The following is a 19,956-nucleotide window of genomic DNA, read 5'->3' as shown; positions in this document are numbered from 1 at the left end:
TCTCATAACCCCTTAAGCGTTTCTATCTTTAGTTTAGCGGTCAATGGTGTATTGAGCAACACTCGTGAAATCATCCTGCCACTTCATGTTTTGGAAAATTTACATAAAAGCTCTTCTTTTGAGCCAAGCTTAAAGAATCGCCATTCTATAGGAAAGAGGAACAACCGTGCAAAATTGGAAACAAAATCTTAGTTCTTTTACACATAAAAAAGCACACGAAGAACCCACTTCCCCTAATGAGCGTTCGCAGAATCCTCTGGCTTCTGACCTAGATAAAAACATTAATGCCATACGTAATGTCTTTGGTGAAGATGCTGATCTCATTGTGCGTAACTTTCGAATGTATGGCATGTATCACGCAGCGATCCTGTTATTTTCGTCTTTAGTGGATCAGGAGCAAGTTCATGAGCATGTCCTGAAGCCGTTAATGAGTGCTCCCTCCGAACTCTCGGCAATTCCAGAGCAACGCAAGGATCTGCCCGATTTCATCTGGAATACAACCGTTCAAGTGACTCAAGGGAACCGAACACCGGACTTAAACGCCTTGCCTGCCTTTCTATTAGAAGGTAGCGTAGTTCTGCTTGTAGAAGGCATGGACCAGGCACTTTATTTTAATCTGCGTAAAATTGAACATCGCAGTATTGAACAGCCGCAGACGGAGCAGATTATACGCGGTTCGCGAGAAGGATTTATTGAGAATTTGGAAGCCAATCTATCCCTGCTTCGTTATCGGCTGCAAACTCCAGATTTTCGAGTTACGACCGCCCCGCTTGGTGCACGTACCCGTTCCCAGGTTGCTGTGTGCTACATAGAAGGGATAGTAGATCCCGCATTAGTTAAAAAAGTGATGAAGAGATTATCTATGATCAACACAGACAGCATCCTAGATTCAGGGTACATCGAGCAATTCATAGAGGATAATCCGTTATCCCCCTTTCCACAAGTTCAACCAACGGAACGACCAGATAGATCTGCAGCAGCATTATTAGAGGGAAGAGTCGTCATTCTGGTAGACGGCTCTCCCTTCTCTCTAATCGCTCCAGCCCTATTCAGTCAATTCTTCCAGACGATGGATGATTATACGGAACGTTTTATTGTCGGTAGCCTTATTCGAATAATCCGGCTGATTGCCTTGATATTCTCACTTTTCTTCCCTGCTCTGTATGTATCTGTAATTTCCTTTAACCCAGAGCTCTTGCCAACGGAGTTTGCTGTTGCGATCTCAGGGGGGAGAGCCGGGGTTCCTTTTCCAGCAGTTTTAGAAGTACTGATCATGGAGGTCTTCATGGAAGTACTTCGTGAGGCGACCATTCGTTTACCACAAATGATTGGAGGTGCCCTCTCTATCGTAGGTGTCCTTGTTATCGGACAGGCAGCCGTATCAGCAGGTCTGGCGAGTCCGACAACCGTGGTTATTGTCGCCATAACAACTATAGGGTCTTTTGCCACCCCTTCGTACAATGCGGCGATCTCATCCAGAATGCTAAGATTCCCATTAATTATTCTGGCGGGCTGCTTTGGTCTGTACGGCGTCATGTTAGGCACCATAGTAATTGTGAATCACTTATTATTTCTGGAATCCTTTGGGGTTCCTTACATGACACCATATGTGCCTACTAAATGGAGAGATCTGAAGGACAGTCTGATTCGTGTCCCCTTATGGTGGATGAGACGACGCCCGAGCTTTTTGAACAGTCCAGACCCTACTCGACTCGCTCATGATTTGCCAACAACGTATTTAGATCAGATTTTTAAGGAGACAGGTGAACCTGATGAACAACAACCGCCCGATAACAACAATCCAAGTAGTGATAGTAATCGTTAGTACGATTATTGGGATAGGCATATTAAGCATTCCTCGTAATATGTCTGAAACTGGTGGAAGCGGCGCACCTTTGGTGTCAGCTTCTGGAATTCCATTAGCTTTTCTCGGCTGTTGGTTCACGGCCGCTGTCTGCCGCAAATTCCCGAACGAAACTTTGTTCATATTCAGCCGCCGGCTACTCGGCACAGGACTCGCAGATATGTTCTCAGTTCTTATTTCATTGTTTTTTGCATTCTCTGCCGGGATTACCATGCGTCAATTCGGGGAGGTATGCATCACAGTTGTGTTTAAAAAAACACCTATCGAAGCGGTAATTCTATTGATGCTCATCCTGGCTGCCTTATCCATACGCAGAAATACTATTAAATTTACATATGTTCATGTTTTTTATTTACCTTTCATCTTAGTATCCGTTATCGGCATTGTTTTAGTTTCGTTAAAAAGCGTAGATGCCTTAAACTTATTGCCCATCACAGGTAATCACCTAACCTTTTCAAGCTTTTCAAAGGGAATGCTTACTTCTGCTGCCTTGTATCAGGGAACTTTTGTTCTAACGCTAATGGTTCCCATAATGAAAAATCCCCATCAGGTACTTAAAGCAGGTGCTGCTGCACTTCTTATTATTGGCTTTGTTTATGTAATGATCATTATCATCACTGTTGGGATGTTCGGAGCTCAAGAAACCAAACTGCTCACCTATCCCACTCTAGAGACTGCCCGTTCCATTTCTATTGGCGGGGGGTTATTAGAACGATTTGATGCTCTATTTATAATAGTCTGGGTAGTGTCAATATTCACTACAATTTTCACGAATTACTACGTAGCGACATATTCAGTTCAGCAGGTTATGCGGATAAAAGATCACCGCTTATTATCCAGTTTTTCACTTCCATTAATCTTCAGTTTTTCACTTATACCCAGAGATATTTATCAAGTCCACACGATCGCCTCTATTACTGGGGTTATCGGTCTGATTTTATTGACCTTCTACCCTCTATTGTTATGGTTAATGGCTCTTATTCGTCATAAAGGAGAGCCTGCTCATGAATAATGGAATTTACAAACGTATCTTTCTCTTAGTAGTACTCTCCATAGCATCAGGATTTCTCGCGGGTTGCTGGGACCAGCTCGAAATAGAAGATCGTGCCCTTGTGCTCGGATTGTCCATAGACTCCGTTCCGGCAAATAGCGAAACCGAAGATGATAAAACGACACATCTTAGTAGCGCGAACATTAACCTGAATAAGATTCGCGTGACCGCTCAAATTGCGGTTCCAGGAAGAGTCCCGTTAGGACCAAGTAGCGGGGGTGAGGGTAGCGGAGGAGGAAATCAAAATCCGGTATGGGTTATACAAGTATACGGATACTCTCTGGATGACGCCATGAATAATTTGCAACAGCAAATCTCAGATCCACGTTATCTCATCCATCTTCGGGTCATTATCATTAGTGAAGATATTGCGAGGAGCAATCTGCATGATTTAAATGACTATTTACGTCGCAATCCCGAGGTACGCCGGCGTACTTGGCTGCTGGTGTCGGAAGGAGCGGCATCCGAATTCATGAATATAAATCCTCCACTTCAACGAGTACCGACCCTGTATATCCTGTCCACCATGGAGAAAGCAGTAACCTCTGGCAAGTTCCCTGCTAACTATATGGGGGTATTCTGGTCTGCTGAATCCAAATGGGGCGAAAGCGGTTATTTACCTTACGTTTCTTTACATCAAAAAGAGAATATGTTGATTAAAGGTCTAGCTTACTTTAGTGGTGGTGTGATGGTGGGATCAACGACCCCTATTGAAATCGGAGCATATATGTCTATGAAGGGTATTAATCCCGGAGGTTATTCCGTGCTATTCAATTCAGATAAGTTTGGTCCGGTGATCCTCAAAACTAACGACCGTTTCACAAGAATTAAGGCTCAAATCAAAAATGGGAAACCCCATATAACTTATAATATTTTTCTAGATGCCGCTCTGGATGAACACATAAGCAGTGAAGCCAATATTTCTTCAAGCCAAGCTCTGAAAGAACTTGAAGTCAACTTCCAGAAAGGCGTTATACAAATATTAGATCAGCTAATTAAAGAGACTCAACAAGCCCATTCGGATATCTTTGGTATGGGAGAATACGTACGCGCTTATATGCCTTCCTATTGGAAAGCTAACGTCCATAACAAAAAGGATTGGGAAGAACAGTATTCCCATCTCACTGTAGATATAAAAGTCAATTCAAATATAAACAGAGTTGGACTTAAAGAAGAATAGGTGGTATTTAAATATGATCTATCATCAGCTAACCTACATAGCTGCAGCACTTCTGATCTCTGGCATCCTGCTGCTTACTGTGGATACTAAGATTTATGCCGTAAGTGCTATGCCCCGAGAAAAGAAGATTTCTCATCTATTAGGCTGGGTACAAATCATCTTGTTTCTTCTTGTTGTTGTAGTCCAACTAATATTTCTATGAGTACCACTGCCCTTCACATAGTATTTCTTAACAGCCCATGGTATATTGAGGAGTACAATATTAAAGGACGGAGAATGCAGTCATGAACACAAGAAGAAATCCTAAAGAAACAGCCAAAAGAGGTACTCGTTCCCACAGCAAGCCAACTGGCAAGCTTAATCATAAAGCTAAAGCACCCGCGGCACCCAAGTCTTTTACAGTAAATGAACCTTCGGAGCTGCTAGCCTTCTTACTCAGCCACATCACAGGCCGGGGACGAAATGCTATTAAATCTATCCTCTCGCGTGGACAAGTAGCAGTGAATGGCAAGGTAGTCACACAGCATAATTTTCAATTGCATCCGAGGCAAACTGTGACGATTGATCAAGAGAAGCCTGTACAAGTAGCAGAAATGATCGGACTCACCATCGTCCATGAAGATGATGATCTAATCATTATTCAGAAGGATGCCGGACTGCTATCGATTGCCACTGCGGAAGAAAATGAATTGACCGCTTACCGCCAGCTTATGGAGCATGTTCGCGTCAGCAATCCTAAGAACCGAATTTTTGTCGTACACCGCTTGGACCGCGATACATCTGGGGTAATGATGTTTGCCAAAAGCGAACGGATCCAGCAGGCACTGCAAACTACGTGGAAGGATACCGTGAAAGAACGTTCTTACGTAGCTCTAGTCGAAGGCGCCGTTAAAAGACCTGAAGGTACAGTGAGCTCTTGGCTAAAAGAAACCTCTACCCTGAAAATGTACTCCAGTCCTCATGAAGGCGATGGTCTACATGCGATTACACATTATAAGCTCATTCAGGCGAACCGCCACTTCTCGTTGCTTGAGGTAAAACTTGAAACTGGGCGCAAAAATCAGATTCGTGTTCATATGGCAGATATAGGCCATCCGATTGCAGGAGACAAGAAGTATGGTGCAGAGACCAAAACGGTAGGTCGTCTCGGTCTGCATGCTCGTGTACTTTCTTTTATTCATCCTACAACAGGAGAGTTAATGACCTTCGAAAGCCCAATTCCGAAGACATTCCTGAAATATACCGCACCTGCACCTACGAACTGACAAGATCACAGTGAATACCCATTCATCCTAAGGGGGCTGATTACAGTGGAGCTTACTACACTACAATCGCTACAATAACTTAACAAAGAATGGGTGATTAGCTATGACAACAGCACATCATTATGAATGTATTGAACGTTTACCCACGACTGAGGAGCATGCCTCCTTATGGGAAGCTGTCGGTTGGGGGAACGTGAATACGGAAATGACTGCAGCCTCTCTGGCTCATTCGGTGTATGGCATGGTCTTTGTACAGGAAGACAAGGTTATCGGTATGGGGCGGATCGTCGGCGATGGTCATATGTATTTCTATATTCAGGACGTAGCCGTGCTTCCCGAATTTCAGGGCCAAGGCATTGGTAATGCCATTATTGAGCAGCTACTACACTATATTCGGTCTCATTGTTATTCTGGCGCGTTCGTCGGTCTGTTCGCATCACATGGCAAGGATACCTTTTATGAAAAATATGGCTTTCAGAATCATGCTCCCGGTATGACGGGCATGTTCAAGGTCATGGAGTAACACTGGAAAGATGCCCGGTCCATATGGTCCTTGGGCATCTTTTTCACTTCTATTTAGATCATGTTACAATATTAATAAACAAAAGAAGGTGCCATTATTGTTCCATCCTACTGTCTTCGATAATATTAAAATTGCTTTTGAGAACCAAATCTACGATTACGATAATCTGGACGGAATTCTGGTAGTTACGGATCGTTCCGACCTTCTGAATATGGCATTGATGTCCAGAGAATTCAGCCTTTCCTTCCAATTAACTGCCGGCAGGAGTGTAACCGCCGAAGTCTTCCTCACTTCTTCTGTGAAAGATCTCAGTGATGAAATATTGGAGGTGCCTAACACAGATCCCGGCTGCAATCTTTCATTACGTTTTTATATGGAAATCGAAGATATCCCTGCTGAATGTCAAGCGATTGAGAGTATTCTTAAAGCGATATGGGGACCTGAATTTCAGCCCGTACAGTCTTTAAGCTTCATTTATGGGCAAGAAGGCGAAACCTACAATAACTGCATTGAGCTGCAATTCAAAAGACAAATCACTGAGGAGCAGATGGAGGACATTCCGAACCTGCTAAATCATCTTCTGCAAAGTGTAGAAGAATTGGAATCTTTCTCCGTATAATTCCTGCTGCACACCGTTCGTACTTTGGAAAAAGAGGTGAGCAAGAAATGAAATTCCTACCTGCTGCCAAAAGTAACCGTTGGTTTCTCTGGATGGCCGTTTATGGTGTTTTTCTGTGGCTGCTTTTCATTCTGCACAGATTCGTTATGATGGCCCATTCATTGGATATCACACTCTTACTGCGCTTCGCACTTTTTTCCATTATCGTATCTGGTATCGTTAACGTCTTAGGATGGTTTGGAGCTCGTCTGCTCTGGTTAATCACTACAACAGGAATTATTATCGGTTCGGTGATTATGCTAAGCTACACCTATAGAGAGATGTCCGGTTGGGAGGATCTCGCGGGATTCCTAGCTTTTTTCTTTTTTACCTGTGGAGGATTTGCACTCGGTTTGTTGGCAGAGAGTATTCGTCTGCTGGTTAAGCATTGGCCGAAAGCTTGAATGGAGGAGTTGATAGATCGTTGTCCAATTCTTTTCTCACCAAAAATGCATTGTCCCATTCCTTAAAAGAACTAATGGAACATACGTCGCTCAATAAAATCACAGTCAAACAGCTCGTGGACCATTGCGGACTTAATCGACAAACCTTCTATTATCATTTTCAAGATATATTTGATTTACTGGGCTGGATCTATAAGACCGAAGCTGTAGAAAGCATCGCCCAGTATCGTAGCTATAGTACATGGACGGACGGCTTCTATAGAATCTTCTGCTATATCGAACGAAATAAAACCTTTTGCTGCAACACCTTGAACTCACTGGGCAGAAATCATCTGGATGCCTATCTATACGAAGTGACAAATGATCTTATTATGGGTGTCATAAACGAACTGTCCGCCGGGATGGAGGTTAGCCATGAAGATAAACATTTCATTGCTAATTTCTATACACTGGCCTTCACAGGTCTCGTCATTCAATGGATGAGAGACGGGATGAAAGAGCATCCGGATCACATTATCGAGAAGCTAAGTGTACTCATTGAGGGAAATTTTCTAAAAGCTTTGCACAAATATGAGAACAAGCCGTTGTAACCTTTGGGTTCAACGGTTTTTTTGTCTAAAAACTAGACACATGAACCATAATGACCAAAATCCATACACTCTAAAAGGTTTGATTATACCTTCAAAATTGGAGTTGGTTTACATTAAGAGTGTGATTATTTCAACAACAACTTGGAGGCGACCATTGTGAAAAAAGAGTACGGTAATAAACAGGTTTATTTTGTCGGTGGCGGAATTGCATCCTTAGCGGGCGCGGCTTACCTGGTCAGAGACTGTGACTTTCCGGGACAGAACATTCACATTATTGAAGAGATGAAGATTCTCGGTGGCAGTAACGACGGCGCAGGTGACGCTGAGCACGGTTATGTCATTCGCGGTGGCCGGATGCTTAACGATGAGACCTATGAGAATACATGGGATTTACTCATGTCGATTCCCTCCCTCGACCATCCTGAGAAATCCGTTAGAGAAGAGATTATAGAATTCGATACCGCCAATCCAACACATGCTAACGCTAGACTCGTTAACCGCAACGGTGAGGTGGAAGATGTATTGTCCATGGGCTTCGATATGGCTGACCGGCTTGCGATGGGTAAATTGATTATTACACCGGAAGAAAAAATGGGAAAAGCTCGGATTAACGACTGGTTTGGTCCACACTTTTTCACCACGAACTTCTGGTATATGTGGGCTACTACTTTCGCATTCCAGCCTTGGCATAGCGCTGTAGAGCTTAAACGATATATGATTCGCTTCGTTCATGAGTTCCCAAGAATTCAAACCCTGGAAGGCGTAACCCGCACTCCATATAACCAGTACGATTCTATCATCTTACCTATGCACAAATATCTCGAAGGCTTCGGCGTTGACTTTACACTGAAATGTACAGTAACTGACCTGCAGTTCAAAGATGGAGATGGCATTACCGTAACCCAAATGAACGTCCTGCGCCAAGGTGTCCCAGACGTTATTAACATAAGCGAAGAAGATATCGTAATCGTCACGAACGGCTCCATGACTGAAGGATCAAGCCTTGGATCCATGACCTCTGCCCCACGTCTCAATGGAAAGGGTAGCTCATGGAAGTTATGGGAGAACATCGCTGCCAAAAAACCAGGTCTCGGCAATCCATCATCCTTCGATGATCATATCGATGGTTCGAAATGGGAGTCCTTTACCGTGACCTTCCAAGATTCCAAATTCTTCGATCTTATGGAGAAATTCACTCGTAATCGTGCAGGTACTGGCGCATTGGTTACCTTTAAAGATTCGAGCTGGTTAATGTCCGTTGTCTTAGCTTTCCAACCGCATTTCCGCAATCAACCAGAGCACGTAAAAGTATTCTGGGGTTACGGTTTGTACCCTGACAACGTAGGAGACTTCGTGAAGAAGAAAATGAGCGAATGTACCGGTGAAGAAATTATGGAAGAATTAATCGGTCATCTTCATTTCGAAGAACATAAGGACGAGATCATGGCAACTGCTAATTGTATTCCATGTATGATGCCTTATATCACTTCACAATTCATGCCTAGATTAAATAGCGACCGACCTAAAGTAGTGCCTGAAGGCTCCACTAACCTTGCCTTCGTTGGCCAATATTGCGAAATTCCAGATGATGTTGTATTCACGGAAGAATACTCTATCCGAGCAGCAAGAACTGCAGTATACACATTGCTCGGCATTAACCGGCCTATCGAGCCTATCAATCAACATCAGTACGATGTCCGCACCTTGTTCACAAGCTTTATCACTTCTTTTAGATAAACACATCATAAAGAAACAAGCGCTTCTGGATAGATTCAGGGGCGCTTGTCTTTGTAGTGTGTAAAACATGATTTAATAAGAACTCTCCATTCCAGGCGAAATCGTGTGTATGTTAAGCTCAACATGAATTTCAATAGAATGGATGAGGGAATATGTACATCGAAAATGGAAATTTAGTCATTCGTAATGCAACAGCAAATGATGTCCCCCGGTTATGCAGTTGGTGGAACGATGGAAAGATTATGGCACATGCCGGTTTTCCAAATGGCATCGGCTGCACAGAGCAGGATATATTGGAGAAGCTTTTGACCGACACCGAACTTAATCGTCGCTTGATACTGGACATCGAAGGTGTCCCATCAGGAGAAATGAACTATAGAACCATTGCCGACGGCACTGCAGAAATTGGCATCAAAATCTGTGATTCTAACGAACAGGATAAAGGCTTTGGAACTGTATTTTTAACCATGTTGATTAACTTTTTATTTGAAGATATGGGATATCGCACAATCGTTCTCGATACCAACGCCAAGAATTCAAGAGCTCAGCATGTATATGAGAACATTGGCTTTCGTAAAGTTGCCCTTCATTTGAATTCGTGGAGAAATCAACTTGGAGAATGGCAATCTTCTATTGATTATGAATTAACAAGAGCAGAGTTTCGGAATTAAAAAAAGAAGAAATGGAAACTTCTCCATCTCTTCTTCTCTACACTATACAAACTTTATATATTGCAAGATCCGTCAGCGCAGCCATCATCCGTGGATACTTCGGATTTTCCATTGCCAACCACCTGCAGCGTTGGTCCTGCTTGCTCCTCCGCCCACACGGTATCCAACACCTCTGTAAACACAGGCCCTGGCTGTGCACCAGATAACGCATATTTATTGTTGAACACGAAGAATGGTACACCGGTAATATTAAGACGGCTTCCTTCTTCGATATCGCCGTTCACTTCAGCTGTGTATGCATCTGTCTCCAACATTGCCGTTACTTCTGCCTGATCCAGCCCTACCTCAGCAGCAAGTGTAGCAAGTACACTACGATCACCAAGATTTAATGAATCCGTAAAGTAGGCGCGTAGCAGACGTTCGGACATTTCTGCACCTTTTCCTTTTGAGCTTGCAAAGTGACTCAGGCGGTGACTATCGAAAGTATTCGTATGCTTCATCGTATCGAATTGAAAATTCAATCCTACATCTTGCGCTTGCTCAGCTAGCTGTGCGTTCATTGCTTTTGCTTTTTCAATCGTCATACCGTATTTGGAAGCAAGCATCTCATGAATACTCTTTGTCTCATTCACTTTTGCGTGTGGATCTAGTTGAAAGCTACGGAATACCACCTCTACTTGATCACGGTTCGGAAATTGACTCAGCGCATTCTCCAAACGTCTTTTACCAATATAACAAAATGGACACGCATAATCGGACCAAATATCTATTCTCATGAAAAAACCCCCTAATATTATTCATTTGTAGCTGCTTAATTAGATTGATAACTAAATATTCGTCGCTTACTATTATATAGTTAAAAACCGAAAAATACAAACTTAACTTTTATTAAAGAACTCTTATTAGACCTGAACCCCAACTAAAAGTATACAAAAGTGGTATATACGCTCTTCTTCAGGACCGATAGAATGAAAGTAACCATTTCGCCGGAAGACTGCATTCAGAGTAGCGGACGAAAGAAGTCCTGAAGGGGGATTTAAGATATGTATGATCTATCTATAGTGATTCCTACCCGTAACCGAATTAATGATCTTACGGTGTGTATAGAGTCCATTGGCAAGCAGACAAATCTTGAGGATATCTCCATCGAGCTATGGATTGTGGACGACGGTGAGATCCCTGAGGACAGATTAGCCTATTATCGTGAAAAACTAACTGAATTACCGCAGGCTGAACTGCATTATCATCGTAAAACTAAGCCTGGCCTCTGGCTTTCCCGTTACGAAGCGCTAGGACTTATTCATGCAGAAATTGTACTCCACTTAGATGACGATGCAGAATTAGATGACCCCTTATATATTCGACGACTGCTAGATACTTATGCTGCCGATGATTCCATTGTTGGTGTCGGTGGTGTAGCCAAAGGCATACATAGTAGCATGCCAAGCAGGATATTCGGTATGCTAACCGGACAAATGTCCGGATCACCGGGCAGATTATCGGCAAGTATGTTTGCAGGCTCGCAATTCCTTTGGGGAGAGAAGAAGCATGTATTTGAAACGGATTTTTTTCACGGCTGCAATATGTCCTTCAAGCGCTCGGCACTGCTTGATATTAAACCCTATCCATGGATGACAAGCTATTCCATAGCCGAAGATATTTATTTGTCTCATTTGGCCAGCCGCTATGGCAAGCTTGTGATTAACCCCGCCATGAAAATCATCCATCATGAGTCGCCAGGCTCTCGCGATAAGGCGGGTATTGTAGCACAAGCTACAGCCGTTAATCACTACTATCTGCTCAACTTGCGTAAAGCTCCGTTTATGAATTATGCTGCCTTGATCTGGACACTGTCATGTCTGACGGCTAAAGCAACCTTAAAGCGGAATTTCAAAGCCGTTAGCGGATATGCCAAGGGCATCCTCTTCGTATTAAATCCTCGTAAGAATAAATACAGTGAATATATGCTTGATTAATTAGCATTGTTTTATTCTAAATCTTCTGCGTTGCTCCGAATCAGGATACGGGGCTTTTTTTGCTATGGTGACCGATTTATCCCTTAATCTGTCATGAAATTAATTTCCATCAACCTGATATCTAGGGTATTATAAGTAATGATGTGGTTTAGAAACTAACTTTATGGATGGTGGAATATGTTCAAGAACAAAAAAACGACGCTGATCCTCGTTGTAATTGTCATCGTCGTCATAGCTGTCGGTGCTTGGCTAATTACTAAGGATAAAGACGATAAAACAGCGGGAACTACGGGTAGCGCAACAACATCCGGAAAAGGAGAGGAAAAGTCTCTCTCACAAACTTTTTATATTTATGACACTGTTGTGAATATCAAAGTGTTCGGTGCTACAGTAGAACAGAAAAATATGGATGATATCCAGCAGATGCTGGAGCGAATGGATATGGAGCTTAGCCGCACCAAAGAAGGTGGAGAGACTTACGCAATCAATCAGGCAGCAGGAAAAGAAGCGGTTGTTGTTTCTGACGAGACCCTGGATGTAATTAAACAATCCATACAATACGCAAAGGAAATGGACGGGCTATTTGATCCTACAATCGGTCCGTTAATCGATCTTTGGAATATCGGTAGCGGTGGAGATAAAGTCCCTCCCCAAGCTGAAATTGATAAAGCGAAGAGCCTAACCAATTACAAGGACGTTGAAATTGATGAAGCTGCGAAAACTGTAAAGCTGATGAAGGAAAATATGGTGCTAGATCTGGGCGGCATTGGTAAAGGTTATGCTGCTGACCGTATCGCTGATTATTTGAAAGAGCAAGGTCTGAATAGCGCTATGATTAACCTCGGAGGCAGCAGTATTATTGCTCTCGGTAAGAAGCCAAACGGAACGGAATGGAATATCGGATTGCAGGATCCGGATCAAAGCCGCGGCACACAGCTAGGAACCATTAAAATCTCAGATGAGGTCATCGATGCTTCTGGTGTTTACGAACGGTATTTTATGCAGGACAATGTTCGTTACCATCATATCCTTGATCCACGTACAGGATATCCTTCTCAGAACGGTCTCAAAAGCCTTACCATTATGAGCCCGAATGCAACAGACGCAGATGCCTTATCAACGGGGGTATTCTTGATGGGAATTGAAGAGGGTATGAAATATCTTGAATCTTTACCTGAAGATGTGGAAGCTTTCTTTATTACCGACGACAACAAAATCTATGCCACCGCAGGTATTAAAGAAAGAATGAATCTGACGGATCCAACGTACAGCTTCGCAGACTAAATGAAAAAAGCTTGCCCCATAAAGCCGAAGCCGGCTTTCTAGGGAGCAGGCTTTTTTTATAGATCTGACTAGGAGCAGCGAGAAGGACGCCTCTCTCTCAGTTAAACATACGAACAAGAAAGAACTATGGTTTAATACAGTTAAACCTCGGAAACATCTACATCAACAAAGGAGCGAAATTCATGAACCTTGTGAGACCCCTACCTTCCATAGCGGCTGGCGCGATATTATGGCGGTTGCGGCGGGTAATGCTCATACGGGTAATGCTCATACCATCGGGCTTAAATCGGACGGCACGGTGGTTGCTGTGGGTAATAATGAACAGGGTCAATGCGATGTACACAGCTGGCAAGGCATCCAACTACCAAGAAATTAGTTTTCAAAATTATTAATACATAAAATAATGAAAGCCATGCGCCAATTTCTCTCGCATGGCTTATGTTTTGTAACTCCTCTTACACAAGAGGAAGCTCGCCAAATTCCTTATAGTTAGTAAAAATATAACTAGGTTTATGATCCGTAGCCGGTTGTCTGCCTCTCGGATTGTACCAACAAACCTTCCATCCAGCCGCAAGCGCTCCAACTACATCATTAGCCCAAGTATCCCCTATATAAAGCGAGTTCTCCGCCAAAGTGCCTGTCTTTTGGTTTACGTGTACGAATATTTCCGGATCCGGTTTAGCAAGACCTACAGCATCAGAGATAAAGATCATATCCTCGGGAATAATCTGATCTAACCCTAATCCCACAATCTTATTCATCTGATGATCCTTCGGTCCATTCGTAATAATGCCTACCTTATGCCCGTCCGCAATGAACCGTTCAAGGTGCTCACGCACGCCATCAATCATTTGAATAGTGTATTGTCGTCCAATATATGCCGCTTGTACCGCCGAGGCTTGGTCACGATCAATCTGTAACCCATACTCTGCAAAAGCAAGCTCCAACCGCCGCACTCTTGTCTCTTCAAGCGGAATCTCACCGCGCAAATACATCGGCCATAATACATCGCTATGATGTCTCACTTTATAAAATAATTCCGCAAAGTCCAGACAATTCTCATCTGGGCGGAGCACTTCACGCACTGCTTCTTTAAAAGGAACCAGATGATCATATAACGTATCATCAAGATCAAAAAAGATTGCCAACTTATGACTTGTTTCCACTTTAACGCCCCTTACTCATCTTTCTCTCTAGCTATCTTCAGAAAAAAAGGTTATAGGTATAAAATTCATCATCTCGAAGGTATCCATGCGCTTCATACAACCGCTGCGCACCCACATTCTCTGTCATCGTTGTCAAGGACAAGCCCTTCGTATTCGTAGAGAGGGCATGGTCTCTAGCACTGTCCAGCAGTTTGGAACCTAGGCCATGCCCTCGCAGTCCCTCAGTAACGAACAAATCATTCAGTATCCAGAGGCGCTCCATCGTAACCGATGAAAAAGAAGGATAGAGCTGTGTGAAGCCCCGCGCGCGTTTCTCATCGCCTTCCCCCTCAACCACCATAAGGATCACAGATTCATTCAGCTTTATCCTGTCAGCTAAGAAGGCGCGTGCACCTTCCCGATCTGAGGCTGCTCCATAAAATACTCGATACTCATCAAATAATGGGATGAGCCGTTCTAAATCATCCAGAACCACTCGTTGTATACGATAGTTATTCATCCTCAGCGCTCACTTTCCGGCTTCGCCCGTTTTAACCTCATTGTAAATGGTTACCGAGCCGTTCACCATGGAGAGAACGCCGAATGATTTGGACAATTGAGCCTTATTCCTTTGAATCGTAGAACACATGCCGGGCACTAACTTTACCCGCTTCGATATCTAAAATTCCGAAAGAATACAATTTCTCACGCCGCTTATCTGTAGGAGAACCTGGATTAAATAGCAGGATACCATTCTCCTCTCTTAGCAAGGGCTGATGTGAATGACCAAAGAGAATACAATCCACCTCATCATTCGCAAAAGCAAGCAGGGCATTTCCATCCGTTCCTTTGCGAGAATGCGGTGTATGTCCATGAACCATTCCGATTCGGATTCCCTCAAGAGTAATGATCTTGCGTTCTCCGAAACGTTCAATGATCTCATCGCCATCATTATTTCCGGCAATACCCTCTACCGGTGCTAATTTCGTCAGTAAATCATAGATCCCCATACTCACCCAATCACCGAGATGTAGAATTAAATCCACATTTTGAAACTCTGCAATCAGCGCCTTTGGCAGAGACTTAGCCATTCTTGACATATGTGTATCAGATACGACTCCTACTTTCATTAATCTCATCTCCTAATCTATCATACTCAACTTTTGTTATCTCACATATCCATAAATCTAATATTCAAATAATTGTACGATTTGCTTAAGCGAGAAGCAAGTTCTGTGACTTCTTCCGCTCCCTTGCTGGAGTAAGTGAACAAGAAGAAAGTTCTATTCCCGATTTGAAAATTGTCTGACTGCCTCTCTTTTACAATCATTAATTCCTAACATCAACTTCCCACAATTTGTGATATAGTTCATATACTTCCAATGACGAAATGAGGAACAATGATCTTGTAAACAAACCCATAATTTGTTTATTGTTGAATATTACGGAAACAGTTTGTCACTTTTGACGGAAGGATGGATCATTTTGGAGTTGGATCTTAACGGGATCAATGCTGATTCACTGGTTCAGATGCTTAAGGCATCATTTACCCTTGAAAACTGGGACGGTATCCTCCAAATCGCCGATAAACTATACAGCGAGATTAATCACTTCTACAGCATAAATCAGCGGGAGAGCACCGACGGGCAGAAGGAGAGCGACTTCGGGTTAAAACGCAGCATCGTCTATTACTTCGGATTTTCTATGTGTTTGAAAGGGATTGCGCTTGAGAAGATGGGCCGGTATGAAGAGGCTAGAGAGTGCATCTCGAAGTATGAGGAATTGGGATGGATTAATGATATGGACGCAGGCGGCTGGGCAGAGGTTGAATATTATAGTGAAATTGCCCGAGCTAACCGATATGTGATTGATCTGAACGAGGGGAACACAGAAGTTCTACCGGATTATCTGGTTTTCCTGCGGCATAACTACGAAGAGCTCCTTCCAGGTATGACACATATTCTGGAGTCCGCGATCAAGCATGAGTACAACGTCGATGAGGTGCTGATCGAGTTCAAAGAGCAGATCGAGTCGATGGAGGAATACTACGAAACAAAAAGGAATATTCGTTATTACTTAGATTTCATTTACTTGAAGGCAAAATATTATTCCTTAAATGGGAACATATATGACGCTATAAATATACTTTCATATGCTATGGCATCATCCGTTAAGTTTAAAGATGATACGGGGTTCCGCAAGTCAGCGGCTCTCTTTGAGAAACTCCGGAATCAGACAACCCCAGAGCAGTTGGACAAGTACCTTGGGTTGATGGAACAAATACTAGTCTAGGGAGGATTTTAAAATGAAGAAAAAAGTATCTATGCTAGCCTTGATTCTGGTTGCTTTGCTAAGTGTTAATGGTGCGATAGTTAGCGCCGACGGAGACTTCACCGCTACAGCCAAGATTCCAAGCGGCGGCATTGCCCCTATGAGCCATGGGGTAGACCATTAATTAAATCAATAATTGGACGAGCCCCTGCAACCTATGCAGGGGCTCGTTTGATATGTTCATCAATTAAATTTAGTTCCAGCACCATTAGGACTCTCGATCCTGCCAATTCCATAGTCTTACTTCCCCCACATGCAAATCGCTGACCCATGTTTCTTCCTTCAGCTTAAGCAATTCTTTCACCGGACCGGTTACTACAGCTCCATATAGCCTAACTCCGTTCTTCTCCAAATAACTAATGGAATCATCCAAATCAATAAACGGAATTACCCTGTCCGCGATTGATTTATGCTCTTGCATCAAGTGCAGCGTCTTGAGGAAGTTTGCATTACGCAGTTCACCATCACCATATGACTCAACAGATGGTGAAACACTCGAACGGCTAGTCACCCCTCCGAACCATCCTCGCTTCTCCTTTGATTCCTGGATCACTTTCATATCATCATCATGCCAAATAGGCATATACGGAAAACCTAATGGATCATTTACGACTGGCTGTCGTGTCCGTGGACCTGTATCTGCTGCAAACCACAAAGGCTGAAGATTCTTAGGCTCAAACTTCTTCAACAGCTCATCTGTCGTAAAAAATTGATCAAAAGATAAGTACGCTTCCGCTACTGTTCCTTCCGGCAGCTTCTCCAATCTCTCCCACTCATTGCTGTTATCCATACTGTTTGTCGCAGATTGATTCTCCTGTGGATACACAAAATAATAACCTACACTTCTACTATCATCCGTCCATGAATAGTTGTAGAGCCTAGCCCACCCAAATAGGAGCTTCATTGAATAATCCCCGACAGTAATTTGTTCATCTCCCACTTGTTTCTCTATCTTACTTGTCAGATTCATGCTAAAAAATGGACCGGTACCACTACTCAAATGTACAATCGTATTCGGCTGTGAGACAGCAATAGCGGAAGAAACAACATCACTATAAGTCTCTCCTCTTTCTCCAGTGCTATAAAATATCGCAGTGATGACACTGCTGATAATCAAGAAAATTAAAAACGCAGAAATTACCGTTAAAGTATTCGATATCCGAGCTCTCCATTTACCCCAACGGATGATCTTTTTTTCCTTGCCAGGTCTGTTTCTTTTACCCTTGCCGAATTTTATGTTCTTAACCTCACTTGAAGCCCGCTCTTCTTCACCCATCAGTTCATCCAGATAAGCCTGATAAGCTTCCATCTTCTCTAACTCCCGCTCCACTTCATCTCTATCCTCGTCAGGAAGAGTACCTTCCCCATACCTTTTTAATTTCTCCTTGAATTCCTCACTCATGCTCATTCCTCCTCCGTTCCGCTTCACGCAGCTTCTGTCTGGCTCGAAAGATCAATATCTTATATTGGGACAGGCCCACGTTCATAATGTCCGATGCTTCCAGATAACTAAGACCATGAAAATCATGTAGTAGCAGTGCATGCCTCTGATTGTCCGGTAGCTCACCTATCGCAATCCTCATCTCTTCCCAACGTTCCTGCCGAAGCAGCGTACTTTCCGTGGTATCTGGATGGGCGAGCTGTTTAAAAAACTCCTCACTCTGAACAGTACTACGTCCTTCCTTCCGCTTATAATCTACGAAGGCGTTGTACGCGACACGGAACAACCATGGCTTAATCTTCTCGTCCTTACAATCCTCCAAATATAAATAAGCACGGTAAAAGGTCTCCTGCATTAAATCTTCGGCCGCGTGATGATCACCGCAAAGGGAGCGCAAATAGCGGTAAATATCCATCACATACATCTGATATATTTCATCCAGTGAATTTCGCTTCATGCACTCCCCCCTTAACCTAACCACGTATGCCAACATAAAAAGTTACAGTTAAATTCAACAACTAGTATGAATATACCAGTAATTCTATGGAAAAAAGCAAAAAAAGCCTGCTGACAAGGAGGTTTACTCCTGAAGTGCACCCCTTAGAATAGACATTGGAAAAAACCCCTGGTTTATCCGATGAAATTCTAGGGGGTGCATTTTTATGGCGATTAAAGGACAGAAGTTTAAAAATTACTCAGATGAGATTAAAAAAGAGGCCATTCGTTTACATGTGGAGGAAAGATGGACTTATCGGAAAATTACGGAGCATTTTGAGATACAAGATCAAGGACGGGTAAAGAGATGGATGAAGAAATACCGAGAGCTAGGGGAATTTGGGCTACTAGATCAACGGGGGCGTCGTATTGAATATATCGATCAAGATAGGTATGTTCAAAAGCTCAAACGGGAAAATGAAATGCTAAAAAAGTGTTTGGAAATCTGGATGCAGGAGGTGAAACGCACAAATATAGAGTCATTGAGAACGCTGCAAAAGAGTATGCCGTTAGCAACCTGTGTAAACTCTTTAGGGTCTCTAGAAGTGGATACTACGCTTTCCTGAAGCGCAAAGGAACAGATCGGGATCAGGAAGCAAAGGCGCTCATTCAGAAGGTCTATGAAAGGTATGAAGGAGTCTACGGTTATCGCCAAATTCAATTGTTCTTGCTACAAGACCACGGGGTTTGGATGAATCATAAGAAGGTACTCAGAATTATGCAGGATTTAGGCATTCGTTCGAGGATCCGCCGAAAACATCGTTGTAATTATGCTACTTCTGAAGGAGACCGTGTGGCGAAAAATATTTTGAAACGGGATTTCAAAGCGGATGCTCCCAACCAAAAATGGGTGACAGACATTACGCAATATCGTGTAGGCGAAAAGTGGCTCTATCTTTCTGCGATTAAAGATTTATTCAATAACGAAATTATCGCTTATCAAATGAGCGCTAGGAACGACAACGAACTGGTTCTCCGGACCTTTGAGCAGGCGTGGAGTCAGCAAAAAGACGTGACTGGACTGATCGTTCACAGCGATCAGGGATTCCAATACACGTCTCATGCATACCACGACATGCTGCCAAAGGTTGGGGCCCGAATCAGCATGTCTCGCCGAGGCAATTGTTATGACAACGCCTCTATGGAGAGCTTCTTCTCGCATCTCAAAACGGAAGGACTCTATCCTTATGATATCCGAAATATGGATGAGGCACAAAGGAAAATTGAAGATTACATTCGATTTTATAACCAACATCGGCCACAACGAAGGTTAAATAAGCTGCCTCCGGTAGAGTACCGGAAACAGCTTATTGCCTAGGGTCTTTTTTCAGTGTCTATAAA

The 19,956-nt window shown here is 43.1% G+C and carries 23 protein-coding genes and 1 pseudogene; 18 read left to right on the top strand and 6 right to left on the bottom strand.

Going from position 1 to position 19,956, the window contains the following annotated elements:
• Positions 1–166: 166 nt before the first annotated feature.
• From R50345_RS06480 to R50345_RS06430, 11 genes are all read left to right on the top strand, one after another.
• A complete protein-coding gene (locus R50345_RS06480; protein WP_081954018.1) occupies positions 167–1,825 on the top strand; it encodes a spore germination protein in 1,659 nt (552 codons plus the stop codon).
• A complete protein-coding gene (locus R50345_RS06475) occupies positions 1,773–2,876 on the top strand; it encodes a GerAB/ArcD/ProY family transporter (RefSeq protein ID WP_042125050.1) in 1,104 nt (367 codons plus the stop codon). Before R50345_RS06480 ends, R50345_RS06475 begins: the two co-directional genes overlap by 53 nt.
• The gene (locus R50345_RS06470) at positions 2,869–4,095 is read left to right on the top strand and encodes a Ger(x)C family spore germination protein (protein WP_042125048.1); all 1,227 of its coding nucleotides are present in this window, start codon (positions 2,869–2,871) and stop codon (positions 4,093–4,095) included. The genes R50345_RS06475 and R50345_RS06470 overlap by 8 nt, the downstream gene beginning before the upstream one ends.
• A gap of 13 nt (positions 4,096–4,108) precedes the next feature.
• Positions 4,109–4,297: a CLC_0170 family protein gene (locus tag R50345_RS06465; protein ID WP_042125046.1), complete on the top strand. Its 189-nt coding sequence runs from the start codon at positions 4,109–4,111 to the stop codon at positions 4,295–4,297.
• An 82-nt stretch (positions 4,298–4,379) separates the two neighbouring features.
• Positions 4,380–5,360, top strand: coding sequence for an RluA family pseudouridine synthase (locus R50345_RS06460; RefSeq protein ID WP_042125044.1), 981 nt, complete (start codon positions 4,380–4,382; stop codon positions 5,358–5,360).
• Positions 5,361–5,463: 103 nt separating this feature from the next.
• Complete coding sequence (locus tag R50345_RS06455) at positions 5,464–5,883, top strand: GNAT family N-acetyltransferase (RefSeq protein ID WP_042125042.1); 420 nt, start codon at positions 5,464–5,466, stop codon at positions 5,881–5,883.
• A gap of 97 nt (positions 5,884–5,980) precedes the next feature.
• Positions 5,981–6,502 (top strand): hypothetical protein, encoded by a 522-nt coding sequence (locus R50345_RS06450; protein ID WP_042125040.1) that lies wholly within the window; start codon positions 5,981–5,983, stop codon positions 6,500–6,502.
• 47 nt (positions 6,503–6,549) lie between these two features.
• Complete coding sequence (locus R50345_RS06445; protein WP_042125038.1) at positions 6,550–6,945, top strand: hypothetical protein; 396 nt, start codon at positions 6,550–6,552, stop codon at positions 6,943–6,945.
• Between the two features lie 20 nt (positions 6,946–6,965).
• Positions 6,966–7,535 carry a TetR-like C-terminal domain-containing protein gene (locus tag R50345_RS06440; RefSeq protein ID WP_042125036.1) on the top strand — a complete coding sequence of 190 codons (570 nt, stop codon included), beginning with the start codon at positions 6,966–6,968 and terminating at the stop codon, positions 7,533–7,535.
• Between the two features lie 156 nt (positions 7,536–7,691).
• Positions 7,692–9,272, top strand: a complete 1,581-nt coding sequence (locus tag R50345_RS06435; RefSeq protein ID WP_042125034.1) for an oleate hydratase — start codon at positions 7,692–7,694, stop codon at positions 9,270–9,272.
• A gap of 152 nt (positions 9,273–9,424) precedes the next feature.
• Entirely contained in the window at positions 9,425–9,943 is a 519-nt protein-coding gene (locus tag R50345_RS06430; RefSeq protein WP_042125033.1) for a GNAT family N-acetyltransferase, read from the top strand.
• A 53-nt stretch (positions 9,944–9,996) separates the two neighbouring features.
• Here the strand turns inward: R50345_RS06430 and R50345_RS06425 are convergent, their stop codons facing one another.
• Entirely contained in the window at positions 9,997–10,719 is a 723-nt protein-coding gene (locus R50345_RS06425; protein WP_042125031.1) for a DsbA family oxidoreductase, read from the bottom strand.
• 267 nt (positions 10,720–10,986) lie between these two features.
• Between R50345_RS06425 and R50345_RS06420 the strand changes: the two genes are divergently transcribed.
• From R50345_RS06420 to R50345_RS31180, 3 genes and pseudogenes are all read left to right on the top strand, one after another.
• Positions 10,987–11,919 (top strand): glycosyltransferase family 2 protein, encoded by a 933-nt coding sequence (locus R50345_RS06420; protein WP_042125029.1) that lies wholly within the window; start codon positions 10,987–10,989, stop codon positions 11,917–11,919.
• A 177-nt stretch (positions 11,920–12,096) separates the two neighbouring features.
• The gene (locus tag R50345_RS06415) at positions 12,097–13,203 is read left to right on the top strand and encodes an FAD:protein FMN transferase (protein WP_042125028.1); all 1,107 of its coding nucleotides are present in this window, start codon (positions 12,097–12,099) and stop codon (positions 13,201–13,203) included.
• Positions 13,204–13,414: 211 nt separating this feature from the next.
• Positions 13,415–13,579 (top strand): annotated as a pseudogene (locus R50345_RS31180) (RCC1-like domain-containing protein); the annotation flags it as partial.
• A 79-nt stretch (positions 13,580–13,658) separates the two neighbouring features.
• Here R50345_RS31180 and R50345_RS06405 read toward each other — a convergent pair.
• The 3 genes from R50345_RS06405 to R50345_RS06395 all read right to left on the bottom strand — a co-directional run bounded on the left by R50345_RS06405 (position 13,659) and on the right by R50345_RS06395 (position 15,478).
• Positions 13,659–14,369: an HAD family hydrolase gene (locus tag R50345_RS06405; protein WP_042125024.1), complete on the bottom strand. Its 711-nt coding sequence runs from the start codon at positions 14,367–14,369 to the stop codon at positions 13,659–13,661.
• 37 nt (positions 14,370–14,406) lie between these two features.
• Positions 14,407–14,868, bottom strand: coding sequence for a GNAT family N-acetyltransferase (locus R50345_RS06400; protein WP_042125022.1), 462 nt, complete (start codon positions 14,866–14,868; stop codon positions 14,407–14,409).
• Positions 14,869–14,971: 103 nt separating this feature from the next.
• Positions 14,972–15,478 carry a metallophosphoesterase family protein gene (locus R50345_RS06395; RefSeq protein WP_042125020.1) on the bottom strand — a complete coding sequence of 169 codons (507 nt, stop codon included), beginning with the start codon at positions 15,476–15,478 and terminating at the stop codon, positions 14,972–14,974.
• 334 nt (positions 15,479–15,812) lie between these two features.
• Between R50345_RS06395 and R50345_RS06390 the strand changes: the two genes are divergently transcribed.
• Positions 15,813–16,640 carry a DNA-binding protein gene (locus R50345_RS06390; RefSeq protein WP_139328648.1) on the top strand — a complete coding sequence of 276 codons (828 nt, stop codon included), beginning with the start codon at positions 15,813–15,815 and terminating at the stop codon, positions 16,638–16,640.
• Positions 16,641–16,653: 13 nt separating this feature from the next.
• Positions 16,654–16,803, top strand: coding sequence for a hypothetical protein (locus R50345_RS31175; RefSeq protein ID WP_156114739.1), 150 nt, complete (start codon positions 16,654–16,656; stop codon positions 16,801–16,803).
• 84 nt (positions 16,804–16,887) lie between these two features.
• On the opposite strand, the gene R50345_RS06385 is transcribed toward R50345_RS31175, so the two are convergent.
• Positions 16,888–18,081 carry an anti-sigma factor gene (locus R50345_RS06385; RefSeq protein ID WP_042125018.1) on the bottom strand — a complete coding sequence of 398 codons (1,194 nt, stop codon included), beginning with the start codon at positions 18,079–18,081 and terminating at the stop codon, positions 16,888–16,890.
• Positions 18,074–18,577 carry a sigma-70 family RNA polymerase sigma factor gene (locus R50345_RS06380; protein WP_042125017.1) on the bottom strand — a complete coding sequence of 168 codons (504 nt, stop codon included), beginning with the start codon at positions 18,575–18,577 and terminating at the stop codon, positions 18,074–18,076. The genes R50345_RS06385 and R50345_RS06380 overlap by 8 nt, the downstream gene beginning before the upstream one ends.
• A 205-nt stretch (positions 18,578–18,782) precedes the next feature.
• Here R50345_RS06380 and R50345_RS31830 point away from each other — a divergent pair, with 205 nt between their 5' ends.
• Both R50345_RS31830 and R50345_RS06370 read left to right on the top strand, forming a co-directional pair.
• Positions 18,783–19,181 (top strand): helix-turn-helix domain-containing protein, encoded by a 399-nt coding sequence (locus tag R50345_RS31830; protein WP_042123336.1) that lies wholly within the window; start codon positions 18,783–18,785, stop codon positions 19,179–19,181.
• On the top strand, positions 19,097–19,933 hold the full coding sequence (locus tag R50345_RS06370) for an IS3 family transposase (RefSeq protein ID WP_231574241.1): 837 nt from the start codon (positions 19,097–19,099) through the stop codon (positions 19,931–19,933). The genes R50345_RS31830 and R50345_RS06370 overlap by 85 nt, the downstream gene beginning before the upstream one ends.
• The last annotated feature ends 23 nt before the right edge of the window (positions 19,934–19,956 follow it).

The sequence above is a fragment of the Paenibacillus sp. FSL R5-0345 genome (assembly GCF_000758585.1).
Classification (GTDB): Bacteria; Bacillota; Bacilli; order Paenibacillales; family Paenibacillaceae; genus Paenibacillus_AQ.
This window is presented reverse-complemented; position numbering and strand designations above follow the sequence as displayed.

Coding starts and splice junctions, on each gene's coding strand:
- R50345_RS06460 (WP_042125044.1), top strand. CDS start 4,380: ATGAACACAAGAAGAAATCCTAAAGAAACAGCCAAAAGAGGTACTCGT.
- R50345_RS06445 (WP_042125038.1), top strand. CDS start 6,550: ATGAAATTCCTACCTGCTGCCAAAAGTAACCGTTGGTTTCTCTGGATG.
- R50345_RS06380 (WP_042125017.1), bottom strand. CDS start 18,577: ATGAAGCGAAATTCACTGGATGAAATATATCAGATGTATGTGATGGAT.
- R50345_RS06415 (WP_042125028.1), top strand. CDS start 12,097: ATGTTCAAGAACAAAAAAACGACGCTGATCCTCGTTGTAATTGTCATC.
- R50345_RS06425 (WP_042125031.1), bottom strand. CDS start 10,719: ATGAGAATAGATATTTGGTCCGATTATGCGTGTCCATTTTGTTATATT.
- R50345_RS06420 (WP_042125029.1), top strand. CDS start 10,987: ATGTATGATCTATCTATAGTGATTCCTACCCGTAACCGAATTAATGAT.
- R50345_RS06395 (WP_042125020.1), bottom strand. CDS start 15,478: ATGAAAGTAGGAGTCGTATCTGATACACATATGTCAAGAATGGCTAAG.
- R50345_RS06455 (WP_042125042.1), top strand. CDS start 5,464: ATGACAACAGCACATCATTATGAATGTATTGAACGTTTACCCACGACT.
- R50345_RS06400 (WP_042125022.1), bottom strand. CDS start 14,868: ATGAATAACTATCGTATACAACGAGTGGTTCTGGATGATTTAGAACGG.
- R50345_RS31830 (WP_042123336.1), top strand. CDS start 18,783: ATGGCGATTAAAGGACAGAAGTTTAAAAATTACTCAGATGAGATTAAA.
- R50345_RS06385 (WP_042125018.1), bottom strand. CDS start 18,081: ATGAGTGAGGAATTCAAGGAGAAATTAAAAAGGTATGGGGAAGGTACT.
- R50345_RS31175 (WP_156114739.1), top strand. CDS start 16,654: ATGAAGAAAAAAGTATCTATGCTAGCCTTGATTCTGGTTGCTTTGCTA.
- R50345_RS06475 (WP_042125050.1), top strand. CDS start 1,773: ATGAACAACAACCGCCCGATAACAACAATCCAAGTAGTGATAGTAATC.
- R50345_RS06430 (WP_042125033.1), top strand. CDS start 9,425: ATGTACATCGAAAATGGAAATTTAGTCATTCGTAATGCAACAGCAAAT.
- R50345_RS06470 (WP_042125048.1), top strand. CDS start 2,869: ATGAATAATGGAATTTACAAACGTATCTTTCTCTTAGTAGTACTCTCC.
- R50345_RS06465 (WP_042125046.1), top strand. CDS start 4,109: ATGATCTATCATCAGCTAACCTACATAGCTGCAGCACTTCTGATCTCT.